Origin of the sequence: Geobacillus sp. ZGt-1 (genome assembly GCF_001026865.1) — a bacterium.
Lineage (GTDB): Bacteria > Bacillota > Bacilli > Bacillales > Anoxybacillaceae > Geobacillus > Geobacillus thermoleovorans.
The window spans coordinates 373269-392250 of the sequence record NZ_LDPD01000023.1; the positions used below are offsets into that span (position 1 = coordinate 373269).

Below are 18982 nucleotides of genomic sequence, written 5' to 3' on the forward strand. Positions count from 1 at the left end.
TTTGCCGGGCGACATGGCGCAGCCGTTTCACGTCGCTGAGCTTAATGAAAAACGTCGCGGTATCCGCGCTATGCTTTTTCACGTTCCAGACGGCAATCCCTTGGCGGACGCAGGCGTTGATCAACCGTTCGATCCCTTTCCCTCTCGCTTTGACCCGCACGCTGCCGGCGAGCGTGTCGACCCATTCGTTTTTCATCTCCGTTCCTCCTCGCTATTCATCTATATAAACGACTTGGCTGATTTTTCCTTCCAACAAAATTTCTTCCGGCAAAATCGTTTTAATCACAAACTGTTCGCCGCGGACAACGAGCTGTCCGTTCCGCAGCAAAAGGCGGAGCTCTTTATCGCTGAACGCGAGCAGCCCGCGGTGGTTTTCAATGTAAATATGTATGTGCCCAACCATCGTAATGCGGGGCAGATCCATCATAATGTCGGCGGGAAGTTCAAGCTTTTCCGCCATCCACCGCTTCATCTGCTGGCGCCATTTTTTCACCATCAAAAAGAACCCCCTTTCATCTCATATGTATGAGACAAAAGGGGGTTCTAGCACCGCTTTTCAAAAACAACGGGCCTGCCTGCCGGCAAGGCCCATTGCATTTATGACAGCTGTTGTTGGACAAGTTTGTTGACGAGCGAACCATCCGCTCTTCCTTTCACTTTCGGCATGATCGCGCCCATCACTTTTCCCATATCCGCTTTCGAAGAGGCGCCGACTTCCTTGATCGTCTGCTCGATCAATTCGCGCAGCTCGTCCTCTGTCAGCGGCGTTGGCATATACGATTGAACAATTTCAATTTCGGTTTTCACTTTTTCGACAAGATCTGAACGGCCAGCGTTTTCAAATTCTTGGAGGGAGTCTTTACGCTGTTTCAGTTCGCGAGAAAGAACCGTCAGCTCTTCGTCTTCCGAGAGCGGGCTTTTGCCGAGCTTGATCGCTTCGTTTTGCAGCGCCGCTTTCAGCATCCGGAGAACAGACAGTTTTTCTTTCTCCTTGTTTTTCATCGCCTGCTTCATATCGTCATTCAAACGATCGAGAAGACTCACCGATTATACACCCTCTTTAATGCATGCTCTTAGTGCTTGCGCTTTCTAGCCGCCTCAGATTTTTTCTTCCGTCTGACGCTTGGCTTTTCATAAAATTCGCGCTTTCTCACTTCTTGCAAAGTGCCCGTTTTCGAAACGGCACGCTTGAAGCGACGAAGAGCGTCGTCGATCGACTCATTTTTGCGAACGATCGTTTTGGACATCCTGCTTCCCTCCCTCCGAACAACAACCATTGCATATTGTACTTGTCAATTATAATACATGCTGACAGAAAAGGTCAATAAAAAAAAGCAGCGGCGGCCTGCTGGCCGCCTCTTCCCCGCGCTGAAAAAACGGTCATCACCCGCGGACAAGGCCCATACATATAGGGTGAAAGGGGAGTCGCCCATGGGGTCGTTTTGGATGCTGTTTGCCATTTACACCGCTTTGTTTCTTCTTGGCATGTTTATGATGAAAGCTGGGCTTTACACGTTGTCCGGCCATCGGTTAAAACGGTGGCTCATGCGCTTTACCGCCACGCCGCTGCAAGGATTTGCCGCCGGTTTGGCGACGACCGCTCTCCTGCAAAGCAGCTCAGCGGTGATGGTGATGACGGTCGGCCTTGTCGCCGCCGGCTACTTGTCGTTCCGCCAATCGATCGGCATCATTTTAGGCAGCAACATCGGCTCGACGGTCACGACCGAGCTGATGACGCTTGATATCGGCGATGGCGCCATCCCATTTCTTGTCAGCGGCGCGCTGCTTGTTTTTTTCGGCCGCCATCGCCTTGTTCTCGGCATCGGCATGACCACTGTCGGCCTCGCCGCTGTGCTGTTTGCCATGGACGGCTTTGGCAGCCTCGCTAAACCGCTTGCCGCCTATCCGTTCGTTGATGCATGGCTTAAAGAAACGAACCGATCCGTCGCTGTCGGCCTTCTTGTCGGCATCGTCCTCACCGCTCTCGTTCATTCGAGCGCGGCAACGATCGGCATCGCCATGGGATTTTTAAACGAACAGCTGTTGACGCTGTCCGCGGCGATTGCTCTGTTGCTTGGCGCCAACATCGGTACGTGCATCACCGGGCTTTTGGCTTCGATCGGCTCCAGCAAAGAGGCCCAGCTGACCGCCTACACCCATCTATGGCTGAACGTCGTCGGCGCCGCTTTGTTCGCCTTTTGGACCGAGCCGCTCGCCAGTTTTGCCGCCAGGCTCAGCCCAGCGCCTGATGTGCAGCTCGCTCATGTGAGCGTCTTGTTCAACGTCATTTGCTCAGTGGCTGCTCTTCCATTTGTCGGCGCCATCGAAAAGGTCATTCTGTTTTTGCATGACCGAAACCGGGCTTAGTAGTCAGCGCGGCCCGTCCCGCCGGTGACGATCGCCACCCCAGAGCTTGTGCCGATGCGCGTCGCGCCGGCGTTGATCATCGCCTCAGCGGTTTTCCAGTCACGGACGCCGCCTGATGCTTTGACGCCTGCTCTGTCGCCGACCGTTTTCCGCATCAGCGCCACATCCTCCACCGTCGCACCTCCGCCGGAAAACCCGGTCGACGTTTTCACATAATCAGCGCCGGCTTTCACTGCGAGCTGGCAGGCGCGCACTTTTTCCTCATCGGTCAAAAGCGCCGTTTCAACGATCACTTTGACAAGCGCCCTGCCAGCCGCCGCTTCGACAACCGCACGAATGTCGCGCTCGACAAGCTCGTCTTGCCCGCTTTTTAACGCGCCGATGTTGATCACCATGTCGACTTCGCGAGCGCCGTTTTCGATGGCGTTCGTTGTTTCAAACGCCTTTGTTTCCGGCGTCGTTGCCCCAAGTGGAAAGCCGATGACCGTGCAGACGCGGACATCCGTGCCGGAAAGCTCGCGCGCCGCCGTTTTCACCCACGTTGGGTTGACGCACACGGCAGCAAAGCCGTATTGCTTTGCTTCCGTGCACAGTTGCACGATTTGTTGTTCTGTCGCTTCCGGTTTGAGCAGCGTATGATCGATCATTTTCGCGATATTCATCGTCATTCGGAGAAACCCCTTTCTGCCATTTCCGTCAAGATGGAAAGTCTGACGTCTACCATCATACCATGCTCCCTCGACAAAAACTAGCCATCCGTATTGTCTCCGGAAAAAGACAGAAAAAACCCAGCAACTAGGCTGGGTTATGAGCTCCATTTGACCGAACGGGCCATTTCATCCGGCACAACGCGGACGAACTCTCCTTCATTGTACGGATAGCCGGCTTTCGTAATCTTCACTTTGACAAGTTCACCGACCATTTCCTCGGTTGCCGGGAAGCGGACTTTCAAATAGTTGTCTGTATAGCCGACGTACAAATCCGGCCGCTCTTTGTCGCGCTCTTCCGGAATGACTTCGAGCACTTGCCCTTCAAACCGGGAGGCGTACTCTTTCGCCAATTGGTCGGACAGAGCGATCAAGCGGCGGACGCGGTCATGCTTCGTTTCTTCATCGATTTGGTTCGGCATGCGCGCCGCCGGCGTGCCGGTCCGCTTCGAATAAGGAAAGACATGCAGTTCGGAAAACCGTTGTTCACGAATAAAGTTGTACGTCTCCATAAATTCGTCTTCCGTCTCGCCTGGGAAGCCGACGATGACGTCAGAAGTCACCGCCAGCTCTGGAAACACTTCGCGCAGCCGGGCGAGCCGCTCCGCGTAAAATTCCACCGTATATTTGCGGCGCATCCGCTTGAGCACCGTATTCGACCCAGACTGGAGCGGAATGTGCAAATGGCGGACGATTTTCTCCGACCGCTTCAGCACATCAATCACTTCATCGGTGATTTGGCTCGCCTCAATCGACGAAATGCGGAGCCGCTTCAGCCCCGGCACTTGCTCGTCCAAATCGCGCAACAAGGACGCAAAGTTATAGTCTTTCAGATCGGTGCCATAGCCGCCTGTATGAATGCCGGTCAGAACGATTTCTTTATAGCCGGCGGCGACGAGCTGGCGCGCCTGGCGAATGATTTCCTGCGGATCGCGCGAGCGCATTAAGCCGCGCGCCCACGGGATGATGCAAAACGTGCAGAAGTTGTTGCACCCTTCTTGGATCTTAAGCGACGCCCGCGTCCGATCAGTGAATTCCGGCACATCCATCTCCTCAAAAACGCGCGTTTTCATAATGTTGTGAACAGCGTTGATCGGCTGGCGCTCGCGCTGGAATTGCTCGATGTAATCCAAAATTTTATGCCGGTCTTGCGTGCCGATGACAATATCAACGCCCGGAATGGCCATGACCTCAGCCGGCGATGTTTGCGCATAGCAGCCGGTCACGCAGACGACGGCGTCCGGATTGCGGCGCACCGCACGACGGATGACTTGACGGCTCTTTTTATCGCCGGTGTTCGTCACCGTGCACGTGTTGATCACATACACATCCGCACGGCTTTCAAACTCTTTTCGCTCGTAGCCGGCTTTTTTAAACAGCTGCCAAATCGCTTCGGTTTCGTAATGATTGACTTTGCAGCCTAGTGTATGAAAAGCCACTGTCGGCATCTTGTTCACCTCACTCTGCCCCCCGCTTAGGGATCAGCGGGACCGAACTTTTATAAGAAACAGCCAATGTTGCTCACTAAGCGCGCTCCGCTTCGCCGTTCGGCGCGCGCAGCTCCCATTCATAAGAGGCGGCGGAAAGCAAATAGAGCGGAGCTGTTTCGGTCCGCAAAATGCGCGGCCCAAGGCTGCACGGCGAAAAGCCGTGCTGCCGAAGCTGTTCTGCTTCTTCCGGACTGAACCCGCCTTCTGGCCCGAAAACAGCCAGCAACGCGCCGCCCGGACGGAGGCGGGAAAGAAGCGCCGGAAGCGCGGCATGCCGGGCGTTTCGCGCCTCTTTTTCGTAGGCAAACAGCCGAACATCGACCGTTTGGCCAAAGGAGAGGAGCTCGACAAACGAAAGCGGCGCCCGCACGTCCGGCACCACCGTTCGTTCAGCCTGCTCAGCCGCTTCTTTCGCGATTTTTTTCCATCGCTCGACTTTTTTCTCCGCCTTTTTCGCGTCCCATTTCACGACCGACCGGGCGGCTTCGAACGGAAGAAAGCCGGCGGCGCCGAGCTCTGTTCCTTTTTGGATGACGAGCTCCCACTTTTCGCCTTTCGGCAGCCCTTGGGCGATGTAGATGCGCACCGGCAGCTCGCTTCGCTCCTCTTTCCATTGTACAATACGAGCTTGCACATGCTCATTGGCAATTTGTTCAATTTCACACACCGCCGTGCGCCCGTCTGGAAAGACGCAAATGATCCCGTCCCCCGGCTTCATGCGCATGACGCGGGCGATATGATAGGCATCATCGCCGCTGATCGCGACGATCCCGCCTTGTTGCGCCTGGCCGGAAACGAAATAGCGCTGCACAGCCATCCCTTCTTTGCTTACGGTTTCAGGGCGACAACCGCCACCCAGTCTTCCATCACGTTGATTTCCTCAATGGCAAAGCCGGCGGCAAGCAACCCGTCTTTGACGTCCTGCTTTTTCGCCTGAATGATGCCAGACGTGATGAAGCGGCCGCCTGGCTTTAACAACCGGTAGGCGTCACCAGTAAAGCGCAAAATGATTTCCGCTAAAATATTGGCGACGATCACATCAGCCGGTTCCTCGATATGGTCGAGCAAATTGTTTTGTGAGACCGTTACGACATGCTGCACCTTATTGAGCTTCACGTTCAGCCGCGCGCTGTCGACCGCCACCGGGTCCAAATCGAGCGCCCGCACCGACTGAGCGCCAAGCATCGCTGCGGCGATGCTTAAAATGCCGGAGCCGGTGCCGACGTCAATGACATGATCGCCGGGGCGCACATACTTTTCGAGCGCCTGCAGACACATGACCGTTGTCGGGTGCGTGCCAGTCCCAAACGCCATGCCCGGATCCATTTCGATGATCAGCTCATCACTAGACGCCGGCTCGTACGTTTCCCACGTCGGCACGATCGTAAACTTTTCGGACACTTTCACCGGGTGATAATGCTTTTTCCACGCCGTTGCCCATTCCTCTTCGTTTACTTCGCTCAATGTAATTTTATTTTTGCCAAGGTCGATATCATACAGCCATAAATTGTTAATCGCCTGCTTAATTTGTTCGACCGTTTCGCCAAGAAAACTGTTGACCGGCAAATATGCCTTAATGATCACCCCTTCTTCCGGATAGTCGTCCGGGTTGAGCTCGACGATCTCGCCGTACCAGTCGTCCCGTTCTTTGACCAAATCGTATGGGTCTTCGATGACGACGCCGCCGGCGCCCGCTTCATGCAAAATGTTCGAAATCGCCTCGACCGCCTCATGCGTCGTATGAATGCTGATTTCTGACCATTTCATCGCGCTTACGCTTCTCCTTTAAACGCCTTTTTGACTTTCTCAAAAAAACGGCCGTGCGGCCCGTCGTGCATCGTGTCTCCGCCGAGCCGTTCAAACTCGCGCAGCAGCTGCTTTTGCTTTTCGGTCAGCTTCGTCGGCGTCACAACGCGGACAATGACGTGCTGATCGCCTTGGCCGTAGCCCCGTACGTTCGGCACCCCTTTTCCCTTCAAGCGGAAGCGCGTGCCCGTTTGCGTGCCGGCCGGGATTTTCAGCTTCACATGGCCATGGAGCGTCGGCACTTCGATCTCATCGCCGAGCGCGGCCTGGGCGAACGACAACGGCACTTCGCAATAAATATCGTCGCCGTCGCGTTTGAAAAACTCATGTGGTTCGACTCGGAAGATGATGTACAAATCGCCCGGGGGCCCGCCATTGACCCCTGGCTCCCCTTGGCCGGCGACGCGCAGCTGCTGGCCGTCGTCGACGCCGGCTGGAATTTTGACGTGAATTTTTTTCCGCCGTTTGACGCGTCCCGTGCCGCCGCACGTTGGGCATTTCTCCGGAATGTACCGGCCCGTGCCACCGCAGACGGGGCATGTCCGGCGGTTGACGATGCGGCCAAATGGCGTCGCTTGTTCGCTTGTCACTTGCCCGCTGCCGTGGCAATGCGGACAAGACGTCGGGCTTGTGCCCGGTTTCGCTCCGCTGCCCTGGCACGTGTCGCACGTCTCTTCCCGCGGAATTTCAATTTCCGTTTCTTTTCCGAACGCCGCTTCTTCAAACGTAAGCGTCATCATATACTCGACATCCGCGCCTTTGCGCGGACCGCTCGCCCGCCTGCGCGGACCGGCGCCGAAAAACGTTTCAAAAATATCTTCAAAACCGCCAAAGCCGCTAAAGCCGCCGAAATCAAACCCTCCGCCTTGGAATCCGCCGCCGCCAAACGTTTCGTTCGGGTCGGCATGGCCAAAGCGGTCGTAGCGGGCCCGCTTTTCATCATCGCTTAACACTTCGTACGCCTCTTTAATTTCCTTAAACTTCTCCGCGGCGTCCGGGGCTTTGTTCACATCTGGATGATACTGCTTCGAAAGCTTTCGATACGCTTTTTTGATCTCGTCTTTCGTCGCGTTTTTGCTGACGCCGAGAATCTCGTAATAATCGCGCTTCGCCATCGTTGATCATCCACTCCCGATTCACTCACATAAATTTAATTTTATCATTTCCCTCTGCGGCAAGGCAATATGTCAATGCTAGAAAAAAAGTCAAAGCCAAGGCAGGCCTGACTTTGACTTTCGGTTGCATTATTTATCGTCGTTCACTTCTTCAAACTCGGCGTCCACCACGTTGTCTTTATGATTGGCAGCGCCGCCTTGCGATCCTGCACTTTGCGCCTGTTTCGCCGCTTGTTCATACAGCTTGATCGACAGCTGCTGCACCGCTTCTTGCAGCGCGTCTTTTTTCTTGCGGATGTCGTCGATGTCGTTTTTCTCGAGCGCCGCTTTCAACGCCTCTTTCGCATCCTGCGCCTTCTTGATCTCATCGGCGCTCACTTTTCCTTCGACTTCTTTGATCGTTTTGTCGGTCATGAAAATGAGCTGGTCGGCTTCGTTGCGCAACTCGGCGGCTTCTTTCCGCTTCCGGTCGGCTTCGGCGTTTTCTTCCGCTTCTTTAATCATGCGCTGAATTTCTTCTTCCGACAGGCCGGACGACGATTTGATCGTAATCGACTGCTCTTTGTTCGTTCCTAAATCTTTGGCGCGCACGTGAACGATGCCGTTGGCGTCAATATCAAACGTCACTTCAATTTGCGGCACGCCGCGCGGCGCCGGCGGAATGCCGGTCAGCTGAAAGCGGCCGAGCGATTTGTTGTCCGCCGCCATCGGGCGCTCTCCTTGCAAAACGTGAATGTCGACCGTCGTTTGATTGTCAGCCGCCGTTGTGAACACTTGCGATTTGCTTGTCGGGATCGTCGTGTTCCGTTCGATCAGTTTCGTAAATACGCCGCCCATCGTTTCAATGCCAAGCGAAAGCGGGGTCACGTCAAGCAGGACGACATCTTTCACTTCGCCGGCGATCACCCCGCCCTGGATCGCCGCACCGATGGCAACGACTTCGTCCGGGTTGACGCCTTTGTGCGGCTCTTTGCCAAGCTCGCGCTTGATCGCTTCTTGGACAGCTGGAATGCGCGTCGAACCGCCGACCAAAATGACTTTATCAATATCGGCTGGCGTCAAGCCGGCGTCTTGAAGCGCCTGGCGGACCGGCCCCATCGTCCGCTCGACGAGGTGGGCGGACAACTCTTCAAATTTCGCTCTTGTCAACGTCATTTCCAAATGGAGCGGACCGTTTTCATTGGCGCTGATAAACGGAAGCGAAATTTGTGTCTGCGTGACGCCGGACAGCTCTTTTTTCGCTTTTTCCGCGGCATCTTTCAAGCGTTGGAGCGCCATTTTGTCTTTCGACAAATCGATGCCGTGCTCTTGCTTGAACTGATTGACCAAATAATCGATGATCACTTGGTCGAAGTCGTCGCCGCCCAAATGGTTGTCGCCGGCCGTCGCCTTCACTTCAAACACGCCGTCGCCAAGCTCCAAAATCGAGACGTCAAACGTCCCGCCGCCTAAGTCATAGACGAGAATCGTTTGGTCTTCTTCTTTATCAAGGCCGTAAGCAAGCGCCGCGGCCGTCGGCTCGTTGATGATGCGCTCGACTTCGAGGCCGGCGATGCGGCCGGCATCTTTCGTCGCTTGGCGCTGGGCGTCGTTGAAATACGCCGGCACCGTGATGACCGCACGCGTCACCGGCTCGCCCAAATAGTCTTCGGCGTACGACTTCAAGTATTGCAAAATGATCGCCGAAATTTCTTGCGGCGTATATTGCTTCCCTTCGATTTCGACTTTGTAATCCGTCCCCATATGGCGCTTGATCGAGATGATCGTGTTCGGGTTCGTGATCGCTTGCCGTTTGGCGACTTCGCCGACTAGGCGTTCGCCGTTTTTAAACGCGACGACCGACGGGGTCGTGCGGTTTCCTTCCGGATTCGGAATGACTTTCACTTCGCCGCCTTCTAACACGGCGACGCAAGAGTTCGTCGTTCCTAAGTCGATGCCGATAATTTTGCTCATCACTGATCACCCTCCGTTTCCGTTTATTGGCTTACTTTGACCATGGCGGGCCGCAGCACGCGGTCTTTCAGCTTATAACCTTTTTGCAGCTCCTCAACAACCGTGTTCGGCTCATAGCCTTCCGCTTCCGCCTGCATGACGGCTTGGTGCAAATAAGGGTCAAACGGCTTTCCGACCGCCTCGATCGCCTCGACGCCTTCTTTCTTCAAGGCGTCAACAAGCGACCGGTACACCATTTCCATCCCTTGCAAAATCGATTTCGCCTGTTCGTTGTCCGTCTCTATTTTCAACGCGCGTTCAAAGTTGTCAAGCACCGGAAGCAAATCGCTCGCCAAGCTTTGGGCGCGGTATTTTTCAGCCGCTTCCATCTCCTGGCGCGTCCGGCGGCGGAAGTTTTCAAAATCAGCGTACAGGCGGAGATACCGGTGTTCCATCTCTGAAAGCTTCGCTTCCAATTCGGCGATCTGCGCCTTGGCCGCCGCCAACTCCTCGGCCGTTGGCGCTTTTTCCGCCGGCTCCGCCGCTTCCTCCCCACCGGCCTCTTCAAGCGGAACGCCGCCTGATTCCTCCTCGGGCTGCGGGGCGGCTTCTTCCTCGATCGGTTGCTCCCGCTCCGGCTCATCGTATGTAGCTTGTTCCATCACTTGTTTTTCTCCTTGCTCCATCGCTTTCACCTCCCTGCCGGGGCTCTTCCCTTTTATGTATCAATGGCCACAAGGAAAGGATGGATGCGCGATCCATCCGTTATCCAATATGGCCATTCTTATTGACTTTGATACCATTTCGCGAGCGCGGCCGACAAATCGGAAGCGACACGGTTTAAGACAGTGATGACGCGCGAGTATTCCATGCGCGTTGGACCAAGAATCGCGATCGCCCCGAGCGGCTCATCGCCGACCGAATACGTCGCTGTAATCAAGCTACAGTTTTCCATGCCGCGCAGTTCGTTTTCATGCCCGATCGAAACCCGCACTCCTTTTTGGGTTTGCTTGCGGAGCAGGCGATAAATGTCTTTTTCCTGCTCAATGATGTCCAGAAGCGGGCGCACTTTTTGGATGTCGCTGAACTCCGGCTGGTTGAGCATATTCGCCTTGCCGGCGAAAAACACTTTTTCTTCTTCAGGGGCATCGAGCGTCTCAATGAGCGTATTGAGCACGCTGTCGTAGTTGCGGATGTGCCGGCGCAATACGTCGGCCACTTCCGTCTCCATTTTTTCTTTCAAATCAATGAGCGGAACGCCGTTCAACCGCTCGTTGAAAATGTTGACCATTTTTTCGAGGTCGCCTGCGTCCATCGATGACGGAATCGTCACGACCCGGTTTTCAACATGGCCGGTGTCCGTCACGACGATGGCGACGGCTGTCTGTTCGTTGAGCGGAACGATTTGCATCTGCTTCAGTTTGCTTTCTTTAAACGTCGGCCCGAGCGCGATGGATGTATAGTTCGTCAGCTCGGATAAAATTTGCGCCGACTTTTGCATCAGTTTTTCCAGCTCATAGATGCGCTCGGCAAACACGGAGCGGATTTTTTGAATGTCCGCCCTTGTCAGCCGCTGCGGCGGCAGCAAATGGTCGACGTAGTAGCGGTACCCTTTTTCCGACGGCACACGGCCGGAAGAAATGTGCGTTTTTTCAATATAGCCGAGCTCCTCCAAATCCGCCATCTCATTGCGGATCGTCGCCGAGCTGAACGCGATTTGATGCTTTTTCGATAACGTCCGCGAACCGACCGGCTGCCCAGAACGAATGAAATCGTCGATAATCACCTGCAAAATCAGCAGTTGGCGGTCCGTTAGCACGTGTCTCACCTCTGTTAGCACTCGAACAATTCGAGTGCTAAATCTACTACTAGGGTAGCAAATCGCCCGGCAAATGTCAATGTTTACATTTCGCCGAGGAACGCGGCAAACACTTCATTGCCGAGCAGCTTGCCCCGTTTGGTCAAGCGGATGTGAGTCTCCGTTTCCTCGAGGCGTCCGTTTTCGATTTCCCGGCGGATCGCCGCGCCAAATATGTCGTGGAGGTCGCGGCCGAACTTTTGCCGAAAGCAGGCTTTGGACACCCCTTCCGTTTTGCGCAGCCCTAAAAACATTTCCTCTTCCATCTGCTCGCGAGTGGTCAAGCGGCGCACGTCGCGGTGCGGCCATTGGCCGCGTTCGATCGCGCTGATGTAATGCCGGATGGGACCTATATTCGCCCGCCGCACCCCGTCGATATAGCTGTGCGCCCCAGCGCCGATGCCGTAGTACTCCTCATTGTTCCAGTACGTCAAGTTGTGCCGGCTTTCAAATCCCGGCAAAGCATAGTTGCTGATTTCGTATTGCCGATAGCCAGCGGCAGCCATCTGCTCCATCGCCGCTTCGTACATCTCGGCTTCCATCTCTTCGCCCGGTAGACGGAGCCGCCCTTTCCGCCATTCGTTATAAAAAATCGTCCTTGGCTCCAAAATGAGGGAATAAGCAGAAAGATGCGGCACATGAAGCGAAAACGCCGCTTCTAAATCGGCCGTAAACTGCTCAAGTGTCTGCCCCGGCAAACCGTACATTACATCAATGCTGATGTTCTGAAACCCGACTTCTCTGGCCAACGCTACAGCCCGTATGACGTCGCCTCGCCGGTGCGTGCGGCCGATCGTTTGCAGAAGCTGATCGTCAAATGTCTGCACCCCCAGGCTCAGCCGATTCACTCCGGCATCGCGCAAAATAGCGAGCTTTTCTTTCGTCAAGCCGTCCGGGTTGGCTTCGACGGTAAATTCGGCCGTTTGCGAGTCAAACTGAAAATGGCGGTGGATGCTCGCAAGCAAACAGCCGAGCTGCGCCGGCTCAAGCACCGTCGGCGTGCCGCCGCCGATAAACAGCGTCTTGAGTTGGCTGCCAAATTCCGCCGCCGTCCACGCCATTTCTTTGTCCATCGCCCGCAAATAGTCGTCAATCGGCTGGCCGGCGGCGAATACTTTGTTAAAATCGCAATAATGGCAAATATGGGCGCAAAATGGAATATGAAAATACGCTGAAACGGCCATCGGTCCTCCTCCTTTCAGCCGGCGGCGCCGCAGGAAACAAACAAGGCTATCCCCAACGGAGACAGCCTTGCTCGTTATTTTTTCTGGTCGTCGATTTTCAAGACGGCCATAAACGCTTCTTGCGGCACTTCGACCGACCCGATTTGTTTCATCCGCTTCTTTCCTTCTTTTTGCTTCTCAAGCAGCTTCCGCTTCCGCGACACGTCGCCGCCGTAACATTTTGCGAGCACGTTTTTGCGCAACGCTTTGATTGTCGAACGGGCGATGACCTTGTTGCCGATCGCCGCCTGCACCGGCACTTCAAATTGCTGGCGTGGAATCAAATCTTTCAGCTTTTCAACGATCGCTTTGCCGCGCTCGTACGCAGAGTCGCGATGGACGATAAACGATAAGGCATCGATTTTTTCGCCGTTTAGCAAAATATCCATCTTGACGAGATTGGACGGCCGGTAGCCGATCAATTCGTAGTCGAATGACGCGTACCCTTTTGTGTTCGACTTTAAAGCGTCGAAAAAGTCGTAGACGATCTCGGAGAGCGGAATATCGTAAATGAGCATGACGCGCTTTTCATCCAAATATTGCATATCGACAAACGTGCCGCGCTTTCCTTGACACAGCTCCATCACCGGACCGACATAGTCGTTTGGCACCATGATCGTCGCTTTCACATACGGTTCTTCAATGCGGTCGATTTTTTGCGGGTCGGGCATGTTCGTCGGGTTGTCGACGTCAACTTCCGTTCCGTCGGTCAAATGCACCTTGTAAACGACGCTCGGCGCGGTCGTGATCAAATCGATATGAAATTCGCGCTCGAGCCGCTCTTGGATGATTTCCATATGAAGCAAGCCGAGAAATCCACAGCGGAAGCCGAACCCAAGCGCCTGCGACGTTTCCGGCTCAAAGTGGAGCGCCGCATCGTTCAATTGCAGCTTCTCGAGCGCCTCGCGCAAATCGTTGTAGCGCGCCGTATCGATCGGATACATCCCGCAAAACACCATCGGATTGAGCTTCCGATAGCCCGGGAGCGGTTCAGCTGCCGGCCGTTCGGCATCGGTGATCGTATCGCCGACGCGCGTATCTTTCACGTTTTTAATCGAGGCGGTCAAATAGCCGACATCACCGACCGTCAATTCGTCGACGACTTTTTGCTTCGGCGTGAACACGCCGACTTCCGTCACTTCAAACTCCTTGCCGGTCGACATCATTTTAATGCGCTGCCCTGGCTTCACCGTTCCGTCGACGACGCGGACATAGGCGACGACGCCGCGGTACGGGTCATAAAGGGAATCAAAAATGAGCGCCTTCAGCGGCGCATCCGGATCACCCGAGGGAGCCGGAATTTTTTCGACGATTTTTTCCAAAATTTCTTCGATGCCGATGCCGACTTTGGCCGAAGCAAGCACCGCGTCAGAGGCGTCCAAACCGATGACATCCTCAATTTCTTGACGCACCCGCTCCGGTTCAGCGCTTGGCAAATCGATTTTGTTAATGACCGGCAAAATTTCTAAATTGTTGTCGATCGCCAAATACACGTTGGCGAGCGTCTGCGCTTCAATGCCTTGCGCCGCATCGACGACCAAAATCGCCCCTTCGCAAGCGGCCAAGCTGCGCGACACTTCGTACGTAAAGTCGACGTGGCCCGGCGTGTCGATCAAATGGAAAATATACTCTTCGCCATTTTTCGCTTTATATGTCAACTGAACCGCATTCAATTTAATCGTGATGCCGCGCTCGCGCTCAAGCTCCATCGTATCGAGCGTCTGCTCGCGCAATTCACGCTCCGACAGCGCCCCCGTCTTTTCCAAAATGCGGTCCGCCAGCGTCGATTTTCCGTGGTCAATGTGAGCAATAATCGAAAAATTGCGGATCCGTTCCTGCCGTTTCAACCGTTCTTCCCGGTTCATCGTCTCTCACTCCTGCTTCTTCGCAAAACTACACTAGCTTTGATTATAGCAACAGCGCGAAGAAGATTCAATGATGAACGAAAAGCCAAGCCGCCGTTCGGGCTTTCCGGAAAGACGCGAAACGGCCAGAGCCGCGCCAAGAAAACAATCGACAATATGGAAAGCGCAGCACTTTGTGCTCCAGCCGGCGGACGGCGTCCAAAAGAAAAAGCCGCCATTGTGACGGCACGTTCCTGTTTCGTCCGCACATGAACGGGCTAGTCCAACACCCGGCCGACGAGCGAAAACAGCATTTCCATGAGCGCGGTGACGGCATCGGCAAAAAGTTGGCCGAGCCTAGAGAACAAGTTGAACGTTTTCAGCTCGCGAATCGTTTCTTGCTTTTCTCCTAAATCTCCAGCAACGACCGGCCGGCCAAACACCGCCGCTTCCACCTCACCATTTTCCCTTTTTTTCATATCGATGACGGATGGAAACGACGGATCGGCATAACCGCGCATCCGTTCCATGCCGCGATGCGCCTCTTGCATGCCAAACAACACGCCGAAAAAAAGAAGAAAGATCGCTAGAGTAAAGCGGATGAACCATCGTGCCATAGTGACGCTCCTTTACTTTTTCTCCGCCGGAGCCGGCGCTTCGACTTTTTCCGCCTGCCAATAATAGTCGCTGAACACATCGGCCAACGCCGACACGGAACGAAACAACTCAGTAAACGTATTGTCAACACCGCCGACTTCAATTAAAATCGCGTTTTCCGATAAATCTTGATTAAACTTGCCGTTCGTCCCGGCTCCTTTTTTCTCGATCACCCCGCGGCTCAACCCTGGATATTTCTTTTGCAGCAACTGATGCAACGCGGTAGCCAGCTGCAAGTTTTTCTCGTATGTCGCGTTTTCTCCGCCAATAATGAATGCGACACGCGCATAATCAACGCCGTTGATCGTAGCCGTCGTATATTTCCGCCGCCGCGAATCGCGATGGATATCGATGAAGTAGTGCAAGTCACGATTTTGCTTCATTGCTGCGACCACTGTTTGGCGGGACATATCATACGATTGGGAGTATTTCATCCCTTTCTTTAACAATTCGCTGACAATGTCGATTTTGCTCACTTCAGCCCCGATGCCGCGCTTTTCCAGTTCTTCCGCTAACTTTTCCCCCACTTTTGTGATGTTGACCGTCGGGTGAAACGCCAAATCCGGGTCAGTGACCCCTTTGAGCGCCGGCAAAAACGACTCATGCGTATGGGTATTGTAAATGTAGACCACTTTTTTCCCTCCGGTCGTCTGCGATGGCGGGGGAACCGGTTTTTCATCTTCGTTCTTGTTTGCTTGTTCGAGTTCATCGACCGAGGCTTGCCGTTCCGCAAGCATCGCCTCAAGCGGCGGCGCTGATTCGTATGGCATGTTCGTATAATCCGTTCCTTCACCAGCGATGAGAATTTTGCTGTCATAAAGGGCAAAGCCCGGCAGCTCGCTGCCAAGCAGGCTGCGCGGGTCATCGGGATTGATGCTCGTCGCCAGGCGGAACAATAGCGATGAGTAATTCGTCTGCCGCCGATCTTTCGGCAGCAGCTGCGCAAAATATCGATTTTCCAAGGCGAACAGACGAATGAACGTCTCTTCCGGAAAATGGGCCGCCATATCGTTCAGCGATGATGACGACGGACGGTATTCCGGCCGCAGCGATGTGAGCGCTCCGACAAGCATAAACATCATCATGCAGCCAAGGATGATGAGCATCAACAGTTTCTTTATGCTGGCTCCTGGAATCGCGATCATGACGTTTGGGGAGCGCCATCGTTTCATATTCCCACCCTTTCCCGGCTTGTCTCCTCAGTTTAACGTATGGCCAAGCGGGAAAAGATAGAACTGTTTTTTGTCTAATGGGTGTAGGAGCCGACATTGCCTTGGTCGACTTGCCGATGCAGCGCCGCATTCAAGCCGCCGGCTAATAAGTTGGCCATATCGCCGATAAACGAATCGATCTCTTTTGGGGTCACCATCAAATTATGCCCAAGCGGCGCGAGCACTTCATAGATGAGGCGCCGCTTTTCTTCATCGCCAAGCGTGCCGACCATGCCAAGAAACGTCGACCGTTCTTGCGGCGACGGCATGTCTTGTTCCGTCAATTTTCGTTTGCGCCCAAACGTCCAGCCCGCCGGAGCGAGCGCGCTTGACGGCCGTTTCCCTTCGCGCATTTCGCGGCCGAAGTGCTTCAAAATGAAATCGATCGTGTCGCTCGTGATGGAGACCGCATCGACAACCGTCGGAACGCCGATCGAAATGACCGGAATGCCAAGCGTTTCATAGCTTAACTCTTTCCGCTTGTTGCCGACCCCGGAGCCAGGATGGATGCCGGTGTCAGAAATCTGAATCGTCGCGTTGACTCGTTCGATCGAGCGGGCAGCCAAGGCGTCAATCACAATGACAAAATCCGGCTTTGTTTTCCGGACGACGCCGTCGATAATGTCGCTCGTTTCAATCCCGGTCGTCCCCATCACCCCCGGAGCAAGGGCGCTCACCGGCCGGAAGCCTTCCTCGACGCTTTCCGGCTGCAGCTGGAACAAATGACGGGTGACAAGCACGTTTTNCACCGTGAGCGGCCCGAGCGCGTCCGGGGTGACGTTTTGGTTGCCGAGCCCGACGATCAAGCAGCTCGCTTGATCGGGAATGCGGAGCCGCTTGAAAAAGGCGCTGAGCTGCTCGGAAAAAATGCGCTGCACGTTTTGCTGCAGCTCGGTGTTTTGTTCGCGGATGCCTTGCGCTTCAATCGTCACGTAGTGGCCTGGCTTTTTGCCGATCGAGGCCGCTCCTTGTTCCGTGACATGCACATGCGACAGCTTGACGCCGTTGATCTCCTCGTCATGAATGATGACCCCCTCAATCGGCGCGGCGCTTTCTTGTTTTTGCTGCAAGCGCTCCTCGAGTGCGATCTCATGCGCTTCGATCGCTAAATCCGTGCGCACCGAGTACTGGCGTAAATCGAGCGGCTGTTCCATGTCGTTCCTCCCCATTTCTGCCGTTTTCTTTTATTGTCGCCGCAATCAGGCCCGGTCATTCATGTTTCGTAAAGGATTTTCGCTTGAACACTCTTGCATAATCCAAACACGTTTGATAGAATAACACTTGTTCTTCCTGTTGTTCACAACAGAAAGTAGGAATGGTAACGGAGGTGAACGAACGTGGCTAACATCAAATCAGCGATCAAACGCGCGAAAACGAGCGAAAAGCGCCGGGCTCACAACGCCTCGATGAAATCGGCCATGCGTACGGCGATCAAAAAATTTGAAGCGCTTGTTGAATTGAAAGACGTGGAAAAAGCGCGCGAGGCATTCATTATTGCGTCGAAAAAATTAGACAAAGCTGCAAGCAAAGGCCTTATCCATAAAAACGCCGCCAGCCGGCAAAAATCGCGCTTAGCGAAAAAATTGAACAGCATCCAAGCTTCCTAATCAAAAACGACCTGGCGCCAGGTCGTTTTTTTGTTTTTCTTTTGTTCACGGCAAACGGCCGGGCGATCGCTTCACCGCCGGCCGTGACGCCCCGCTTGCGCCGGGCGGGTGCCCCACCGCATCAGAAGCAGCTCAACGGCCAACCGGCGATCGACCGCTCCGCTTTTCACTTCGTAATCGGCGTCAGCGAGCTCGTTGATCGCCTCAGCAAGCTCTCCGTCAGCGAAGCGGGCCGCTTGAGCAAGAGCGAGCTTGACGCGGAACGGGTGCACCTTGAGCGCCGCAGCAATTTGCGCCTGCCCGTAGCCTAAGGAGGCAAGCCATTTCACTTGCGAAAGCAAGCGGAAATGGGCGGCGAGCAGCGCCAAAATTTTGATCGGCTCTTCATTGTTTTCAAGCAGATCATAAAACGTCTGCAACGCCGCTGGAATGTCGCGCTTCGCCACTTGCTCGACAAGCACAAATACGTTTTCTTCCGGCGTGCGGGCGACAAGCCGTTCAACCGCCGCCGCCTCGATGGTTCCGCCCGATCCGGCAAACAGGGCCAATTTATCGATTTCATTCGCCAAGGCGGAAAGCTGCGTCCCGGCCCGCCGCAACAGGACATCAATCGCCTCGTCGCTTGCTTGCGCCCCTTGGCTCTCGATGCGGCGCCGCACCCAGGCGCGCAGCTCCGCTTCGGCGAGCGGGGCGGCGATGACGACTTCGCTTTGCTCTTTGGCGAGCTTCGTAATTTTTTTTCGCTCATCAAGCTTCTCGTACGGCGCAAAAAAGACGACGATCGAAAACGGCGACGGCGCCTTCAAGTACGCCTCCAGCTTCGCCAAATCATGTTCGATCTCCTTCTCTTTTTCAGACGTGAAAAAATATGGATGCTTGATGAGGATGACACGCCGCTCGCCGAAAAACGGCACCGTCTCGGCCTCCTCAAGCGCCGCCTCGACCGGCGTTTCCTCGCAGTCGTACACAGCCAAGTTCCACTCCCGCTCCTCGGGGCCAAGCGCTGCGTTCACCAATCGCTCATACGTTTCCGTTAATAAAAACGGCTCATTGCCGTATAATAAATAAAGAAGAGAAAAACGCCGTTTTTCAATGTTTCCCCATACGCGTTCCAGCATGTTCCCGTCTCCATTCCCTAGCAAACGTCTCTGCTAGAAAAGATACA

The 18982-nt window shown here is 54.6% G+C and carries 20 protein-coding genes and 1 pseudogene; 2 read left to right on the top strand and 19 right to left on the bottom strand.

The genetic code is table 11. The features are described 5' to 3' along the window. The 4 genes from VU18_RS20145 to rpsU all read right to left on the bottom strand — a co-directional run. Positions 1 to 196: sporulation protein YqfD (locus VU18_RS20145; protein WP_236687363.1), on the bottom strand; the 196-nt coding region annotated here is incomplete at its 3' end. Positions 197 to 211: 15 nt separating this feature from the next. Continuing rightward, a complete protein-coding gene (gene yqfC, locus VU18_RS10610) occupies positions 212 to 496 on the bottom strand; it encodes a sporulation protein YqfC (RefSeq protein ID WP_013144709.1) in 285 nt (94 codons plus the stop codon). Between the two features lie 101 nt (positions 497 to 597). Next, positions 598 to 1044, bottom strand: coding sequence for a GatB/YqeY domain-containing protein (locus VU18_RS10615; protein ID WP_011231976.1), 447 nt, complete (start codon positions 1042 to 1044; stop codon positions 598 to 600). A 29-nt stretch (positions 1045 to 1073) separates the two neighbouring features. Then, complete coding sequence (gene rpsU / locus VU18_RS10620) at positions 1074 to 1247, bottom strand: 30S ribosomal protein S21 (protein ID WP_008879912.1); 174 nt, start codon at positions 1245 to 1247, stop codon at positions 1074 to 1076. A 184-nt stretch (positions 1248 to 1431) separates the two neighbouring features. On the opposite strand from rpsU, the gene VU18_RS10625 reads away from it, so the two are divergent. Continuing rightward, the gene (locus tag VU18_RS10625) at positions 1432 to 2367 is read left to right on the top strand and encodes a Na/Pi symporter (RefSeq protein WP_047758082.1); all 936 of its coding nucleotides are present in this window, start codon (positions 1432 to 1434) and stop codon (positions 2365 to 2367) included. Here the strand turns inward: VU18_RS10625 and deoC are convergent. The 14 genes and pseudogenes from deoC to VU18_RS20155 form a co-directional block, all read right to left on the bottom strand. Continuing rightward, complete coding sequence (gene deoC, locus VU18_RS10630; RefSeq protein ID WP_047758083.1) at positions 2364 to 3035, bottom strand: deoxyribose-phosphate aldolase; 672 nt, start codon at positions 3033 to 3035, stop codon at positions 2364 to 2366. The two genes, VU18_RS10625 and deoC, sit on opposite strands and share 4 nt — an antisense overlap. A gap of 137 nt (positions 3036 to 3172) precedes the next feature. After that, the gene (gene mtaB / locus VU18_RS10635) at positions 3173 to 4522 is read right to left on the bottom strand and encodes a tRNA (N(6)-L-threonylcarbamoyladenosine(37)-C(2))-methylthiotransferase MtaB (protein ID WP_011231979.1); all 1350 of its coding nucleotides are present in this window, start codon (positions 4520 to 4522) and stop codon (positions 3173 to 3175) included. A 76-nt stretch (positions 4523 to 4598) separates the two neighbouring features. Beyond that, positions 4599 to 5375, bottom strand: a complete 777-nt coding sequence (locus tag VU18_RS10640; protein WP_011231980.1) for a 16S rRNA (uracil(1498)-N(3))-methyltransferase — start codon at positions 5373 to 5375, stop codon at positions 4599 to 4601. Between the two features lie 17 nt (positions 5376 to 5392). Then, positions 5393 to 6331, bottom strand: a complete 939-nt coding sequence (gene prmA, locus VU18_RS10645) for a 50S ribosomal protein L11 methyltransferase (protein WP_014196376.1) — start codon at positions 6329 to 6331, stop codon at positions 5393 to 5395. Positions 6332 to 6336: 5 nt separating this feature from the next. Further along, positions 6337 to 7485, bottom strand: a complete 1149-nt coding sequence (gene dnaJ, locus VU18_RS10650) for a molecular chaperone DnaJ (RefSeq protein ID WP_011231982.1) — start codon at positions 7483 to 7485, stop codon at positions 6337 to 6339. 129 nt (positions 7486 to 7614) lie between these two features. After that, a complete protein-coding gene (gene dnaK, locus VU18_RS10655; RefSeq protein ID WP_013144701.1) occupies positions 7615 to 9438 on the bottom strand; it encodes a molecular chaperone DnaK in 1824 nt (607 codons plus the stop codon). A gap of 23 nt (positions 9439 to 9461) precedes the next feature. Then, positions 9462 to 10103: a nucleotide exchange factor GrpE gene (gene grpE, locus VU18_RS10660; protein ID WP_011231984.1), complete on the bottom strand. Its 642-nt coding sequence runs from the start codon at positions 10101 to 10103 to the stop codon at positions 9462 to 9464. Positions 10104 to 10201: 98 nt separating this feature from the next. Beyond that, positions 10202 to 11236, bottom strand: coding sequence for a heat-inducible transcriptional repressor HrcA (gene hrcA, locus VU18_RS10665; RefSeq protein WP_011231985.1), 1035 nt, complete (start codon positions 11234 to 11236; stop codon positions 10202 to 10204). Positions 11237 to 11319: 83 nt separating this feature from the next. Continuing rightward, positions 11320 to 12459: a radical SAM family heme chaperone HemW gene (hemW, locus tag VU18_RS10670; RefSeq protein WP_011231986.1), complete on the bottom strand. Its 1140-nt coding sequence runs from the start codon at positions 12457 to 12459 to the stop codon at positions 11320 to 11322. Between the two features lie 74 nt (positions 12460 to 12533). Beyond that, on the bottom strand, positions 12534 to 14363 hold the full coding sequence (lepA, locus tag VU18_RS10675) for a translation elongation factor 4 (RefSeq protein WP_011231987.1): 1830 nt from the start codon (positions 14361 to 14363) through the stop codon (positions 12534 to 12536). Between the two features lie 257 nt (positions 14364 to 14620). Beyond that, on the bottom strand, positions 14621 to 14959 hold the full coding sequence (locus tag VU18_RS10680; RefSeq protein WP_011231988.1) for a YqxA family protein: 339 nt from the start codon (positions 14957 to 14959) through the stop codon (positions 14621 to 14623). Between the two features lie 12 nt (positions 14960 to 14971). Then, a complete protein-coding gene (spoIIP, locus tag VU18_RS10685) occupies positions 14972 to 16171 on the bottom strand; it encodes a stage II sporulation protein P (RefSeq protein WP_011231989.1) in 1200 nt (399 codons plus the stop codon). Positions 16172 to 16245: 74 nt separating this feature from the next. Beyond that, the coding region (gene gpr / locus VU18_RS20150) for a GPR endopeptidase (protein ID WP_236687364.1) at positions 16246 to 16955 on the bottom strand (710 nt) is incomplete at its 5' end. A gap of 1 nt (position 16956) precedes the next feature. After that, positions 16957 to 17364: pseudogene (locus VU18_RS20155) on the bottom strand (GPR endopeptidase); the annotation flags it as partial. 183 nt (positions 17365 to 17547) lie between these two features. Between VU18_RS20155 and rpsT the strand changes: the two are divergent. Continuing rightward, positions 17548 to 17817 carry a 30S ribosomal protein S20 gene (gene rpsT / locus VU18_RS10695; RefSeq protein WP_011231991.1) on the top strand — a complete coding sequence of 90 codons (270 nt, stop codon included), beginning with the start codon at positions 17548 to 17550 and terminating at the stop codon, positions 17815 to 17817. Positions 17818 to 17888: 71 nt separating this feature from the next. Here the strand turns inward: rpsT and holA are convergent, their stop codons facing one another. Beyond that, a complete protein-coding gene (gene holA / locus VU18_RS10700; RefSeq protein ID WP_011231992.1) occupies positions 17889 to 18935 on the bottom strand; it encodes a DNA polymerase III subunit delta in 1047 nt (348 codons plus the stop codon). Positions 18936 to 18982: the final 47 nt, after the last annotated feature.

Excerpts from the sequence above, each read along its gene's own strand:
- yqfC (WP_013144709.1), bottom strand. The coding sequence starts at position 496 with ATGGTGAAAAAATGGCGCCAGCAGATGAAGCGGTGGATGGCGGAAAAG.
- rpsU (WP_008879912.1), bottom strand. The coding sequence starts at position 1,247 with ATGTCCAAAACGATCGTTCGCAAAAATGAGTCGATCGACGACGCTCTT.
- VU18_RS10625 (WP_047758082.1), top strand. The coding sequence starts at position 1,432 with ATGGGGTCGTTTTGGATGCTGTTTGCCATTTACACCGCTTTGTTTCTT.
- deoC (WP_047758083.1), bottom strand. The coding sequence starts at position 3,035 with ATGACGATGAATATCGCGAAAATGATCGATCATACGCTGCTCAAACCG.
- mtaB (WP_011231979.1), bottom strand. The coding sequence starts at position 4,522 with ATGCCGACAGTGGCTTTTCATACACTAGGCTGCAAAGTCAATCATTAC.
- prmA (WP_014196376.1), bottom strand. The coding sequence starts at position 6,331 with ATGAAATGGTCAGAAATCAGCATTCATACGACGCATGAGGCGGTCGAG.
- dnaJ (WP_011231982.1), bottom strand. The coding sequence starts at position 7,485 with ATGGCGAAGCGCGATTATTACGAGATTCTCGGCGTCAGCAAAAACGCG.
- dnaK (WP_013144701.1), bottom strand. The coding sequence starts at position 9,438 with ATGAGCAAAATTATCGGCATCGACTTAGGAACGACGAACTCTTGCGTC.
- grpE (WP_011231984.1), bottom strand. The coding sequence starts at position 10,103 with ATGGAGCAAGGAGAAAAACAAGTGATGGAACAAGCTACATACGATGAG.
- hemW (WP_011231986.1), bottom strand. The coding sequence starts at position 12,459 with ATGGCCGTTTCAGCGTATTTTCATATTCCATTTTGCGCCCATATTTGC.
- lepA (WP_011231987.1), bottom strand. The coding sequence starts at position 14,363 with ATGAACCGGGAAGAACGGTTGAAACGGCAGGAACGGATCCGCAATTTT.
- VU18_RS10680 (WP_011231988.1), bottom strand. The coding sequence starts at position 14,959 with ATGGCACGATGGTTCATCCGCTTTACTCTAGCGATCTTTCTTCTTTTT.
- spoIIP (WP_011231989.1), bottom strand. The coding sequence starts at position 16,171 with ATGAAACGATGGCGCTCCCCAAACGTCATGATCGCGATTCCAGGAGCC.
- holA (WP_011231992.1), bottom strand. The coding sequence starts at position 18,935 with ATGCTGGAACGCGTATGGGGAAACATTGAAAAACGGCGTTTTTCTCTT.